Source organism: Microtetraspora malaysiensis, from assembly GCF_050947145.1.
GTDB lineage: Bacteria > Actinomycetota > Actinomycetes > Streptosporangiales > Streptosporangiaceae > Microtetraspora_A > Microtetraspora_A malaysiensis.
This window is the reverse complement of the sequence record NZ_CP191998.1, coordinates 4065960-4078932: the sequence shown is the minus strand read 5'-3', so window position 1 is coordinate 4078932 and position 12973 is coordinate 4065960. Positions and strand designations below refer to the sequence as shown.

At 71.5% G+C, this 12973-nt stretch carries 12 protein-coding genes; 5 read left to right on the top strand and 7 right to left on the bottom strand.

Translation table 11 applies throughout. The features are described 5' to 3' along the window. Positions 1–209: 209 nt before the first annotated feature. From ACQP1V_RS19140 to ACQP1V_RS19120, 5 genes are all read right to left on the bottom strand, one after another. The gene (locus tag ACQP1V_RS19140) at positions 210–1592 is read right to left on the bottom strand and encodes a family 2B encapsulin nanocompartment shell protein (RefSeq protein ID WP_433424932.1); all 1383 of its coding nucleotides are present in this window, start codon (positions 1590–1592) and stop codon (positions 210–212) included. Between the two features lie 4 nt (positions 1593–1596). Then, positions 1597–3867: a terpene synthase family protein gene (locus ACQP1V_RS19135; protein ID WP_433424931.1), complete on the bottom strand. Its 2271-nt coding sequence runs from the start codon at positions 3865–3867 to the stop codon at positions 1597–1599. A 21-nt stretch (positions 3868–3888) separates the two neighbouring features. After that, positions 3889–4518, bottom strand: coding sequence for a family 2B encapsulin nanocompartment shell protein (locus ACQP1V_RS19130; RefSeq protein ID WP_433425881.1), 630 nt, complete (start codon positions 4516–4518; stop codon positions 3889–3891). Between the two features lie 28 nt (positions 4519–4546). Beyond that, entirely contained in the window at positions 4547–5275 is a 729-nt protein-coding gene (locus tag ACQP1V_RS19125) for a cyclic nucleotide-binding domain-containing protein (protein WP_433424929.1), read from the bottom strand. Between the two features lie 177 nt (positions 5276–5452). Then, complete coding sequence (locus tag ACQP1V_RS19120; RefSeq protein WP_433424927.1) at positions 5453–6604, bottom strand: polyprenyl synthetase family protein; 1152 nt, start codon at positions 6602–6604, stop codon at positions 5453–5455. Positions 6605–6846: 242 nt separating this feature from the next. Here ACQP1V_RS19120 and ACQP1V_RS19115 point away from each other — a divergent pair, with 242 nt between their 5' ends. The 4 genes from ACQP1V_RS19115 (at position 6847) to ACQP1V_RS19100 (ending at position 9435) form a co-directional block, all read left to right on the top strand. Continuing rightward, the gene (locus ACQP1V_RS19115; RefSeq protein ID WP_433424925.1) at positions 6847–7734 is read left to right on the top strand and encodes an IclR family transcriptional regulator; all 888 of its coding nucleotides are present in this window, start codon (positions 6847–6849) and stop codon (positions 7732–7734) included. 198 nt (positions 7735–7932) lie between these two features. Beyond that, a complete protein-coding gene (locus ACQP1V_RS19110; RefSeq protein WP_433424923.1) occupies positions 7933–8571 on the top strand; it encodes an HAD-IA family hydrolase in 639 nt (212 codons plus the stop codon). A gap of 52 nt (positions 8572–8623) precedes the next feature. Further along, positions 8624–9088 carry a hypothetical protein gene (locus ACQP1V_RS19105; RefSeq protein WP_433424922.1) on the top strand — a complete coding sequence of 155 codons (465 nt, stop codon included), beginning with the start codon at positions 8624–8626 and terminating at the stop codon, positions 9086–9088. 137 nt (positions 9089–9225) lie between these two features. Further along, positions 9226–9435: an HAD-IA family hydrolase gene (locus tag ACQP1V_RS19100; protein WP_433424920.1), complete on the top strand. Its 210-nt coding sequence runs from the start codon at positions 9226–9228 to the stop codon at positions 9433–9435. Between the two features lie 629 nt (positions 9436–10064). On the opposite strand, the gene ACQP1V_RS19095 is transcribed toward ACQP1V_RS19100, so the two are convergent. Together ACQP1V_RS19095 and ACQP1V_RS19090 are read right to left on the bottom strand one after the other, a co-directional pair. Then, positions 10065–11327: a cytochrome P450 family protein gene (locus tag ACQP1V_RS19095; protein ID WP_433424918.1), complete on the bottom strand. Its 1263-nt coding sequence runs from the start codon at positions 11325–11327 to the stop codon at positions 10065–10067. Between the two features lie 20 nt (positions 11328–11347). Beyond that, a complete protein-coding gene (locus ACQP1V_RS19090; protein ID WP_433424916.1) occupies positions 11348–12079 on the bottom strand; it encodes a TetR family transcriptional regulator in 732 nt (243 codons plus the stop codon). 330 nt (positions 12080–12409) lie between these two features. Here ACQP1V_RS19090 and rraA point away from each other — a divergent pair, with 330 nt between their 5' ends. Continuing rightward, positions 12410–12880 carry a ribonuclease E activity regulator RraA gene (rraA, locus tag ACQP1V_RS19085; protein ID WP_433424915.1) on the top strand — a complete coding sequence of 157 codons (471 nt, stop codon included), beginning with the start codon at positions 12410–12412 and terminating at the stop codon, positions 12878–12880. Positions 12881–12973: the final 93 nt, after the last annotated feature.

Genomic DNA, 12973 nt, shown 5'->3' with positions numbered 1-12973 from the left:
CGGGCGTAACCGCCCATGCGACGGCGTGGCCTCACCTGGATGCGGGGCGCCTTGCCGTGACGCCGATGCCGATGGCCGAGGCCACGCACGGGGCGGGGCCTCGGCCAACGGTGTCCGGCTTCCTCCATTACGCCTGGGATGCGTCTCGCTGCGGCGTGGACGTTTCCGCGTGCCCCGCGCCTCTCACGCTTCCAGAGTCCGACCCGCCGTCAACCGACATCGACGCTGTCGAGCACGCCGAGCGCGTCGGGCACGAGAACGGCCGCGGAGTAGTAAGCGGTGACGAGATAGGAGGCGATCGCCTTCGCGTCGATGCCGGTGCACCTGACGGACACGCCGGGCCGGTACTCGTCCTCCAGCCCGGTGCGGTGCAGGCCGATCACCCCCTGATCCTCCTCTCCCACGCGCATGACGACGATCGAGCTGAGGCCCCGGCGGCCGATCGGGATCTTGTCGCAGGGCAGGATCGGCACGCCGCGCCACGCCGTGACGGTCGACTCCCCCGCCTGGACGGAGTCCGGATATATCCCCCGACTGTTGCATTGCCGGGCGAACGCGGCGATCGCCCGGGGATGGGCCAGGAAGCAGTGCGACTTCCTCCGCCGGCACAGCAGCTCGTCGAGATCATCCGGGGTGGGCGGGCCGGTGCGGGTGTGGATCCGCTGCCCCAGATCCGCGTTGTACAGCAGGCCGAACTCCCGATTGTTGACCAGCTCGTACTCCTGCCGCTCCCGCAACGCCTCGATCGTGAGCCGCAACTGCTGCTCCGTCTGGTTCATCGGCTCGCTGTACAGATCCGCCACCCGCGTGTGCACCCGCAGAACCGTCTGCGCCACACTCAACTCGTACTCCCGCGGCTCCGCCTCGTAGTCCACGAACGTCCCCGGCAGCGCCACCTCCCCCGCATGACCCGCCGCCAGCGCGATCTCCGCCTCGCCGTGCCGGTTCTGCCGGGCGCGGGAGCCGGCCGCGAACCGTCCCACGTGCTCCCGGAGCGGGCCCGACCGGTCGAGCAGCTCCAGGAACGCCTCGACGGGCAGGCTGAGTACCGTGCAGGCGGTGCTCGCGGTCGCGGAGAACCCCCAGGTCATCGCCGTTCCGGACAGCGCCTGCGCGCCGAGGTGGTGGCCGTCAGCCAGCACGCCGAGCGTGCGGGAGCCTCTGTGCCCGCCCGCGGCGGTGACGTCCACCCTGCCGTGCGCGACGACGATCACTCGGTCCACGGGCTCCCCCACGGAGACGAGCACCTGGCCGGGCGCCGCCTCGCGCTGGACGAAGCGCTCGGCCAGCGCGTCCATGACCGAGAAGTCCGCGAAGCCGCGCAGCACGGGCAGCTCCCCCAGGCTGGAGGGGACGATCCTGACCTGCCCGTCCGCCGACGTCACCATGACGCGGCCGGCGCCGGGCCGGTGGTTCCGCCGCCGGTTCACCCGGTACGTCCCGCCCGCGACGTCGACCCAGGGCAGGACCCGGAGCAGGTGCCGGGGGGAGATCTCCCGCATCCCCGGCGTCGACTTGGTCGTCGTCGCCAGGTTCCGCGCGGCTTCGGTGCCGAGGCTCAGCCGGGGGTCCCCGGCGTCGTTCCCGTTCATCGGCTCACACCACCGATCCCAGGAGGCGCGCGGCGGCGGTGCCGAGGCCCGTCGGGCCGTTCGGCACCGCTCCTCTCGGCACCGGATATCTCAGCTCGGACTCCACGTACCGCCGGGTCCGCTCGTGCCACAACTGGATCGCGGCCATCCAGTCCTCCAGTCCCGCGACGTACGCGGTGAGCGCGGCGCGCGCCCCCTCGTCCAGGCCGTAGTCGTCGAACAGCACGGGCAGCTCGGTGGCGACGAGGTGCTGGAACTGGCGCAGCCGCGACGCGATCAGATCGGTGACGACGCCGAGGGCCCGGCGCGCGTCGCAGGTGAAGAAGTCCTGCACGACGAGGACGCAGTTGTGCAGCTCCCCCTCGTACTGGACCTCCTTCTGGTACGAGTAGACGTCGTTGATCAGGCAGCCGACGTCGGCGGTCGCGTTCTCCAGGCCCAGCATCGTGCGGCTGCCGTAGATCTCGGCGGGCACCCGCAGATCGTTGACCGGGCGGGACAGCGCCCGGGTGAGGTCCGATCCGAAGGTCCGGCGCCGCATCTCCATGTAGTCGACGGGATCGGGGATCCGGTTCTGCATGTGGTTCGCCAGCTCCCACAGCCAGCTCTCCGTCATGCTCTCCACCCCGGTGCGGAAGGCGCGCCGGGCCTCCATCGGCATGCCGGCCGCCGTACGGGCCCACAGGTCGCCGAGGCTGCGCTCCACCGGGTTCGCCGGAGGCGGGGTGACGCCCAGGTCCAGCGGCATGAACGCGGACAGCCGCTCGTTGAACACCCGGGCGCCCGCCATGTCGCCGGTGGGGCCGAAGATCACGGGGAAGTAGTCGTCGCCGTACGTCCCCCAGGTGAGCCACTCCGCCGAGAGCGTCAGCTCGGGCGCGGAGACCTCCGGATCGATCCTGGCCGAGCACAGGGCGAAGTCGAAGCCCTCGTTCTGCCGGGCGGTCCACAGGCCTGGGCCGGGCACGCCCGGGATCGGGTCGTAGAACCCCATCCGCCCGGCCCAGGCCAGGCTCTCCCGGCGCGCCGTGTCCAGGTGCGGGTTGAGCCGCACCGGGTACGGCAGAGCGATCCCGTCCCTGGGCAGGGGCTCCACCGGCTGGTGGCGCCGGTAGGTGAAACTCCGGATCCCGCCCGGCCCGCGCAGGCCGGCGGCGAGCCGGATCCGCGTGGACGTGGTGCCGAGCCCGGTGGGCCCGCCGAGCACCCGGCCCAACGGCGCGTGAACATCCTCCGAGGCCGAGGCCGAGGACGAAGGCGAGCCAGCGGACGAGCCAGAGGACGACCCGTTCATGTAGCGGCTGGAGCGCATGTGCCACTCGTGTCCGCCCGACTGCCAGTCCTGCAGCCCCTTGACGTACGCGAGGACGGCCAGCCGTTCGGCCGGATCCAGCGCGTACTCCTCGAAGAGCGGCGGCAGCTCGGTGAGCGCCGTGTTCTCGAACTGGTGCAGCCGGGAGGTGAGCAGGTCGTTGACGGCGTCGGCCGCCTCCTGCGTGCTGTGGCCGAGGAACCGCTCGAACACGAGGATCCCGTTGCTCAGCTCGCCCTCCTCCTCGACCTCCCGCTGGTAGGAGAAGATGTCGTTCCGCAGGTGGACCGCGTCGGCGAAGGTGTCCCTGAGCACGTGCAGGGCACGCGTCCCGGCGACGCGGGCGGGGACCTCGGCGCCCACCGCGTGCTCCACCAGGTTCGCCGACCACGGCGCGCCGCCGACCCTGCGCCGCATCTCGATGTACTCCATCGGGTTGGCGACGCGGCCCGCGTCGATGTTGGACAGCTCCCACAGCGACTCGTTCAGCAGGTTCGCGGTGCTCTCGATGAACCTGCGCCGCCAGTCCGCCGACATGCCGGGGACCGTACGCGCCCACAGGTCGGCGAGGCCGCGTTCGACGGGGTTGGCCGGCTCCGGCGGCTCCGCCCCGTCCCGGGCGGGCATGAAGGCCGGGAGCCGGTCGAGGTACTCTTTGGCGCCGGCCGCGTCGCGGCTCCGCTTGTAGACCTCCAGGAAGTGGTCGTCGAAGAAGAACACCCAGACGTACCAGTCCGTGATGAGGTCCAGCTCGTCCGCCGAGGCGTCCGGATGGATGTAGGCGCACATCAGGCCGTAGTCCATGGTCTCCAGGAGCCGCTCGTCCCAGACGCCGAGCCCGGGGTCGAGCATGCCCATGTCCCGCGCCCACTCCCTGGTGTGCGCACGCGCGCCCTCCAGGTGGGGGTTGAGCCGGGCCGGGTACGGCACGTAGAAGTCGGGAAGTTCGAAGGGTTGCCGCATCATCCGCCTCTTCGCCGGTCACTAGCCGATCTCGACGCTCTCGAGGACGCCGAGGGCGTCCGGGACCAGGACCGCCGCCGAGTAGTAGGTGGTGACCAGGTACGAGATGATCGCCTTGTCGCTGATGCCCATGAACCTGACCGACACCCCGGGCTGGTACTCGTCCGGCAGGCCGGTGCGGTGCAGGCCGATGACGCCCTGGTTCGCCTCGCCGGTCCGCATCGCGAGGATCGAGCTCACCCCGCGGTCGCTGACCGGGATCTTGTTGCACGGCAGGATCGGCACCCCGCGCCAGGCCGGGACCCGGTTGCCGTGCATCTCCACGGTCTGCGGGTAGATGCCGCGGCTGTTGCACTCCCGGGCGAACGCGGCGATCGCGCGCGGGTGCGCCAGGATGTGGCCCGGCTCCTTCCACACCTTGGCCAGCAGCGCGTCCATGTCGTCGGGGGTGGGCGGGCCGGTGCGGGTATGGACCCGCTGCCCCAGATCCGCGTTGTACAGCAGGCCGAACTCCCGATTGTTGACCAGCTCGTACTCCTGCCGCTCCCGCAACGCCTCGATCGTGAGCCGCAACTGCTGCTCCGTCTGATTCATCGGCTCGCTGTACAGATCCGCCACCCGCGTGTGCACCCGCAGAACCGTCTGCGCCACACTCAACTCGTACTCCCGCGGCTCCGCCTCATAGTCCACGAACGTCTAGCGCCACCTCCCCCGCATGACCCGCCGCCAGCTCGATCTCCGCCTCGCCGTGCGCGTTGACGGCCCGGCCGTCGGCCGGCTCCCGGCCGTCGAGGTACTCCCGCAGCCCCGGCGACTGCGCCGCGATCTCCTGGAACGCTCCACGTGTCAGGACGAGTGCCGTACACGGCGTGATGGCCTTGGCGGTGAACTCCCACGCGGCCGCCTCGTCGGTCAGGCCCCGGTCGCCCAGGTGGTCGCCGTCGGCCAGCACGTCGGCCACCTTCTCGGCCCCGTACGCGCCGGCGGCGAGCCGGTTCACCTTGCCGTGCGCGATCAGCACCACCCGGTCCGCCGGCGCGCCCGCGCTGACGATCACCTCGCCCGGCTCGAACTCCCGCTGGGTGAACCGCTCGGCGAGCGCCTCCAGCACGTCGGTGTCGTCGAAGCCGCGCAGCGTGGGCAGCTCGCACAGCTCGGCCGGGATGACGCGGACGTCCGCGCCGGTGGAGACGAACGTGATCCGCCCGTCCCCGACGGCGTAGCTGAGCCGCCGGTTCACCCGGTACACGCCACCCGCGACCTGGACCCAAGGAAGGATCTTGAGCAGGTGCCGCGAGGTGATCTCCTGCATCTGCGGCACGGACTTGGTCGTCGTGGCCAGGTTCCGCGCGGCGGCGGTGCCGAGGCTGAGCTGCGGCTGCTCGTTGGAGGAAACGGTCTCCGTCATGACGTGAACCACCTGTTCTCTGTCGGTTTCCTGGGCGTGCTCGCGAAACGCGCGGCGAGGGTCGGCTTTCTCGGCGCGCGGTCAGGTTCCGCGTGTGGGGTGTCGTCTGGTCCGCGCAGCGGGCACGCGACGCCGGCCGTGCCGTACGGCACGGCGAGGGGGCGCCGCGGCGCGGCGTCAGCGGGTGCGGTGGATGAGTCCGTCGGCCAGCATGGCGAGCCCAGCCCTGGCCTCGGGGCCGATCGACGCGGAGTGGAGGACGTCGTACGCCTCGCGGGCACGGCCGTCGATCATGAGTTCCACGTGCGCCAGCGCCCCGGTGCCGATCACGATCTGCCGCACGCCGGCGGCCTGCTCCTCGGTCAGCTCCGGGTTGCCGTGCCATCTGCGCAGGTGGGCCGCCTCGGCGGGTGAGGCGTGCTGGAGCGCGTGCGCGATGAGGATCGTGTGCTTTCCCTCCCTGAGGTCGTCGAGCACCGGCTTCCCGGTCTGCGCCGGGTCGCCGAACATGCCGAGCACGTCGTCGCGGAGCTGGAACGCCTCGCCCAGCGGGACGCCGAACCGGGAGTAGACGTCGAGCAGGGAGGGGTCGGCCCCGGCCAGCGCGCCGCCGATCTGCAGGGGGCGCTCCACGGTGTACTTGGCCGTCTTGTAGCGCACCACGGTGAGCGCCTGCTCGACCGTCGGCAGGTCGCGGACCTGGGCGAGGATGTCCAGGTACTGCCCGGCGATCACCTCGGTGCGCAACCGGTCGAAGAGGGCCCTGGCCCGCTTCAGCCGGGACGGTTCGACCCCGCTGCCGGACAGGAGCTCGTCGGACCAGGCGAGGGTGAGCGTGCCGAGCAGGATCGCCGCCGCCTGCCCGAACGAGCGGGCCGCGAGCCCCGGGTGCAGCCCGGCGAGGCTGCGGTGCATCGTCGGATGCCCCCGGCGCAGGTCGCTGCTGTCCATGATGTCGTCGTGGATGAGCAGGCCCGCGTGGCACAGTTCGAGCGCCGCGCCCGCCGTGACGATCTGGTCGCAGTCCGCTCCCCCGGCTCCCCGCCACCCCCAGTAGCACAGGAGCGGCCGGACCCGTTTGCCTCCGCCGAGGATGAAGCCGCGCAGCAGGCGGTAGGCCGTGGTCACCTCCGGATCCGCCACGGGGGCGGCGTGCTCGTCGAGGAACCGGGCGAGCCTCTCGTCGACCAGCGTTCGCATCCGCCGGGCGGTTTCACTGACAGCCTCACTGACAGCCTCACCGGCGGTCTCCTCCGCCCCGCCGACCACCTCGGCGAGCGCCGTGTCGGCCGCCTGCCCGATCGACGCCTGGTCACTCTCCACCGTCATCGTCCGTCCCCTCGAGGAAGCTCCGATGCACAGGACGCTATTGATCGACTACAGCGCGCGGAAGAGCCCATTCCGGATAGTGGAACGGTCCCGGCGGCCGTCCCCGCCCCACGTGCGGTGATCCGGATCCATAACATCTTTGATACGCAGTGTGGTGATTCATTGCCATGGGTAATCATGGTCTTGCGAATCTCGTAGCCGGAGTTTGCCCTCACATCTCCCGTAAGGTGCGCACCGACAGAATGCCGCGAACCATCACCCATCAGGGGCCGTCGTCCGTGCCACAATCGCTCCCCGCCGCACCGCCGCCGATCGCACCGGACGACCAGGGGCCACTCGAGAAACCGAGCAGCCTGGAGAAGGGGATCACGATCCTCGCCTCGCTGAGCGCGGCCGTTCAGCCGATGGGCCTCGCCGAGCTGTCCAGGAGGACCGGCCTGCCGAAGACGACGGCCTACCGCCTGCTCGGCGTCCTGTGCGCCAAGGGCCTCGCGCAGCGGGTCGGCATCGACTACGCCATCGGCGACCGGCTGGCCACCCTGGCCGGGCCGGGGCCGCGGATGATCCCCGGCACCCGCCCCCTCGTCCTCCCGCACATGATCCGCCTCTACGAGCGGACCCGGCAGACGGTCAACCTGGCCGTCACGCGGGGGTTGGAGATCGCCTACGTCGAACGCGTCTACGGCCACGACCGGGTGAGCTCGCCGTCCGACGAGGTCGATCGCGCCCCGCTCCACTGCACGGCGAGCGGCAAGGTGCTGCTCGCGTTCGACCACGGGCTCAACTCGGCCTTCCACGATCGGGGGACCCTCGACCGCATGACGCGGCGCACGATCGTCGGGCACGCCGCCCTCGACCGGGAGCTGAGGATGGTGCGCCGCCGGGGCGTCGCCTATTCGCGGGAGGAGTTCGCCGAGGGCGTGGTCTGCGCGGCCGCGCCGGTGTTCGACGGTGACGGCGGCGTGCGCATGGCGGTGAGCGTGGCCTGCCCCTCGCGGTCGGCCGTGTCGGGAGAGGTCACCGCCCTGGTCAAGCAGGCCGCGCAGGCCATCTCCGCCACCGTCGTCACCGCCCTGTCCGCGATGACGCCGCGGCCGCGCCCCGACGGGCCGCCCGCGTCCTTCCTCTGAGCACGCCTCCTGCGCACGACTCCTGGGCACGGAGTACGCCTCAGGAGCGGACGGCGCCCGGGTCCGCTGAACGGTCCCGCCGCCGTCCACGCTCCTCCCCGCCCCGGCCGGGCGTCCCGACGATGTTCCCGAGAAGGGAAAGATCGGCCAGGATTGCGAAGGGCCGTACGTCCGCCGCCCCCGAGACGAGGAGATCAGGTGACGTTGCCCTTCGACGCGGTGCTGTGCGACTTCGACGGCGTGCTCAGGTTCCACGACCCCGTCGCCCAGGCGCGGATCGACGAGACGTACGGACTCGCGCCCGGCACGATCCTGAAGACGGCGCTGAGCCCGGCGCTGATGGGGCCGGCCTCGCTCGGGCTGATCACCTGTGAGGAGTGGGAGGCGTCGCTCGTCACCGCTTTCACCGACGTCCTCGGCTCGCCGGGGCGCGCGGCGCGGCTGGTCGAGGAGTTCGCCGCCGTGCCGTCCTGGATCGACGAGGAGGCGCGCGGCCTGCTGGCCGAGGCCCGGCGGCGGGTGCCGGTGGTGCTGGTCACGAACGCCACGACCCGGCTGGAGGAGGAGATCGAGCGCCTCGGCATGGCGGGCTTCACCGACGCCGTCGTCAGTAGCGCCCGGGTGGGGGTGGCGAAGCCGGACCGCCGCATCTACGAGATCGCCGCCGAACGCGCGGGCGCTGCCGTCGAGCGCTGCCTGTTCGTCGACGACCGGCCCGAGAACGTCGCCGCTGCCGTGGCACTCGGCATGACCGGCGTCGTGTACGGCGGGCCGACGGACCTGCGCGCGGCGTTCGCCGATTTCATATCGCCCGCGTGGCGGAACCAGTCTCGGTAGCCCCCACATGTGAGCATGATCCGCGGGGGGCTCCAAAGTGATCGGGGGATCAATGCTTCGCAAGTTCGTGCTGGCTGCAGCCATCGCCGCTGGGGTTTCGCTGTCTGCGGCACCGTCCTGGGCCGACACTTCCGCGCCGTCCACCACGGCCGTGTCGCCCAGCGCCGCCTACGTGCCCGGATCGCCGTACGCCACCACGCCCTACCCGTTGTACGACTCCGTCCGGTGGGACCGGTGGGACCGGTGGGACCGTTGCCACCGGTGCGACGATCACTGCCGGTGCGATGACCGGTGCGACGACCGCTGCCGCTGCGACGACCGGTGCGACTGCGACGACCGGTGCCGCTGCGACGATCACTGCCGGTGCGACGACCGGTGCGACGACCGCTGCCGCTGCGACGACCGGTGCGACGACCGGTGCCACTGCGACGACCGGTGCGACCACGACGACTGCGACCACGACCACCATGGGAGGTCGGCGCTCCTGGACGTCGACCTGGGTCTGCGGGTGCTGTAACAGGCGGACCGCCTCGCCCGACCGGAGACCGGACGGGCGAGGCGACGAAACGGTGAACGCGGCCCGCCCGACCGGTTTCCCCGGCGGTGCGGGCCGCGCCCGTGTGCGGCGTCCGCATCGGGCGCCCCCTCGCTCGCGTGCCGGCAGTCGTCCACACCGACTCGTACGGCGCCGCCAAGCGCGCGGGCGCTGCCGCCGAGCGCTGCCTGTTCGTCGACGACCGGCCCGAGAACGTCGCCGCCGCCGTGGCACTCGGCATGACCGGCGTCGTGTACGGCGGGCCGACGGACCTGCGCGCGGCGCTCGCCAATTTCATATCGCCCGCGCGGCGCGCCCCGGATCGGTAGCCCTCATATGTGAGCATGATCCGCGGGGGGCTCAAAAGTGATCGGGGGATCAATGCTTCGCAGTTTCGTGCTGGCGGCGGCTGTCGCCGCCGGGCTTTCGCTGTCGGCGGCGCCGTCCTGGGCGGCCGACGCTTCCACATCGTCCGTCGCGGCCGTGCCGTCGAGCGCCGCGTGTGCGCCCGGATCGCCGTGCGCCGCCGCGCTGTGCCCGCCGGGCACCGTCTGCGTCCCGGCGCCCAAGCAGTGCTTCACCCTGCCCTGCCCGCAGTACGACTGCGTTCGGGTCGACAGGGACCACCGCTGGGACCAATGGAACCCGAGGGACCAATGGGGCCGGTGGAACCGATGGAACCGATGGAACCGTTGGGACCGTGCCCGTTGGGACCGTGACCCTTGGGGCCGTGACCCTTGGGGCCGTGACCCTTGGGGCCGTGACCGACTGGACCAGGGGGCGGCGTTCTAACAGGCGGACCGCCTCGCCCGGCCGGAAAGCGGACGGGCGAGGCGGCGGGACGATGAGCGCGGCCCGCCCGACCGGTTTCCCCCGGCGGTGCGGGCCGCACCCATGTCCGGCGTCCACCGGCGGACGCCCCTCGCGCGCTCTGGCCGGCGCGCGGGGACGGGGCCGATCAGAGGCCGAGGCGGACGGGGAGCCGGGCCAGACGCCAGGAGCCGGGCAGGAGCTGGCGTTCGAGATCCTCGGGCGGCACGGCCAGGCGGAGGCCGGGGAAGCGACGGGTCAGCGCCAGGAAGGCGACCTCGCCCTCCTGGCGGGCCAGCGCCGCGCCGAGGCAGTAGTGCAGGCCGTGCCCGAACCCGACGTGGACCTCACGCCGCCCGTCCGGCTCCCGGGCGATGTCGAGGCGCTCCGGATCGCCGAACCGGCGGGGGTCGTAGTTGGCCGAGACGAGCAGGGCCATCACGGGCTCGCCGCGCCGCACCAACGTCCCTCCGATCTCGACGTCCTCGGCCGCGTACCGGAGGCGGGTGGCATGCACGGGCCCGCACCAGCGCATCAGCTCGTGGACGGCACGAGGCGCCAGCGCCGGATCGGCGCGCAGCGCGTCCCACTGGTCGAGGTGGGTCAGCAGGGCCGCCGTGCCGTTGCCGATCAGGTGGGCGGTGGTCTCGTGCCCGGCCAGGACCAGGGTCAGCACCATCGTGACCATCTCGACGTCGCTCAGGCGGTCGCCGTCCTCGTCGTGGGCCCGGATCAGCCCGGTGAGCAGGTCCTCGGCCGGCCGGGCCCGGCGGCGCTCGATCAGGTCGTGAATGTGGTCGATCATCTGGCGCAGCGGCTCGTTGATTGCCCCTGGCTCGATGGAGAACAGCGCCCTGCCCCATTCGTGCCACTGGGGGCGGTCCTCCTCCGGGATGCCGACCAGCTCGCAGATCACCGTGATCGGCAGCGGATAAGCGAACCCCTCGATGACATCGACCACGCCGTCCTCAGCGAGGCCGGGAAGCCGGTCGAGGAGGTCTTCGGTGATCTGCTCCACGCGCGGGCGCAGCTCCGAGACACGCCGCGCCGTGAAAGCGCGGGAGACCAGCCTGCGCAGCCGGATGTGGTCGGCGCCGTCGGCGTCGAGAACACTGTCGAGGATGTACTGGGCGTACTCGGGCAGGACGCCGCGAGCCCTGATGATCTCTTCGCGGAGGTCATGCGCATCCGTTCCCGGCACGTTCGCCGGGTTGTTCACGAACCGCTGGTCACTCAGCACCGTCTTGACGTCGTCGAACCGGGTGACCAGCCAGATCGGGGTGCCACCTCCGACGAAGGCCGCACGCGCGAGCGGAGCCTCCTCCCGGAGACGGGAGTACCCCCGGAACGGGTCGCTCAGCAGGGCGGGGTCCATCATGTCGACGGAACTGGTGGTGCTGGGAGTGCTCATCGTCGCCTCCATCGGGCGTGTCAGATGCGTTTCTGCCTGCCGATCTCTTCGTTCAACCGGTCGAGCAGGCTTTGGTGGAGATCGGCCACCCGCGGCGCCACCGCCGCCGCCGCCTCCGACGCGCGCGGCGTCTCGAAGGCGGCGCGGACGACGTGGGCGACCATGTCCGCGTTGTCCGCGACGCTCGGGACGCCCGAGGGAAGCATGGGCTCGATCATGAGGAACCCGGTCAGCACGGCGACGTACGCGTGCCGCTGCGCGGCCGGGGACGGCCCTGGAACGATCAGGCCGTGTTCCCGCAGGAGCCGGAAGTAACCGTCGAGAGTCCGTTCCCGGACCTCCATGAGATCGCCGATGACGTGGGCGGCGCTCCTGCTCAAGGTGCCCAGGGTCTCGAGGTCGCCGGTGAACATCGCGCGAACGATCGGATCCTCGTGAACCCACAGGTAGGCCGCGGCGGCCACCCGGCTGGGCAGGACCGCCAACGGATCGGCCCGGATCTCCTGGACGAACCGCTCGACCATCCTGCTCTGGGCCCGCAGCAGGACCGTGAGGAAAAGGACCTCCTTCGTGGTGAAGTGCAGGTAGACCGTACCCTTGCCGACGCCGGCGCGGCGGGCGATGTCGCCCACTGTCACGCGCGGGTATCCCCAAGCCACCAGCAACTCCCCGGCCGCGTCGAGGATCCGCTCCGCCCTCCTGTCGCGCTCGGCCTCGACCTGGCTCACCGCTCCGAGATCGACCTGCGTCACGGCTGCCCTCCCGTGCCTTCCGCCTGACCGGACGCGCCGGAGCGGGTGGTCGCCCCCTGGCCGCCCCTGCTCGCGCCCCCGGGACCGCAGGTACGGCGAGCCGCCCCCGGATCTTCGTGACCGAGATGAGAAATCTGGTCATCGGGTCAAACGTAAGCCGGATCCGCCTTCCCGACAACCACCTTCACGCCACGAAAACCTCACCGTAGGGACATGGAGAAGGTGACGTACAGGCGCGGCCCCGGCGTCGACGCCGGCGAGCGGGCTGTGGCAACGTTCGGTCCACATAGATCATAGAGACCACCCGGATACCGACCAGGAAGGCCGTTCATGGACATCTCGACCGCGGACCTGTATGACGAGCGCGAGACCGAGCTCGACTCCTGCGACCTGCAGTTCCGGCAGTACGGCGGGCGCCGCTCCTTCCGCGGCGTGATCGCGACAGTGCGCTGCCATCAGGACAACGCCCTCATCAAGGCGGTCCTGTCGGAGCCGGCGGAGGGGCGGGTCCTCGTCGTCGACGGCGGCGGGTCGCTGCACACCGCGCTGATCGGCGACGTCGTCGCGGGCATCGGCGTGGCCAACGGCTGGGCCGGGGTGGTCGTCAACGGCGCGGTCCGCGACGTCGTGGCGTTGCGCGACCTCGACCTGGGCCTCAAGGCGCTCGGCTCCAACCCCCGCAGGTGCACCAAGGACGGCGCCGGCGAGCGCGACGTCCCCGTGGCTTTCGGCGGCGTGGTCTTCCGTCCCGGCGCCGAACTGTTCAGTGACGACGACGGGGTCCTCGTCACCACGGCGTGAACTCCGCGCCGTTCCCGGCTCTACGGGGGCGAGCCCGCGACGGCGCCGGAGCACGTAACCACGGACATGATCACGGCCGGCCGGAGACCGTTC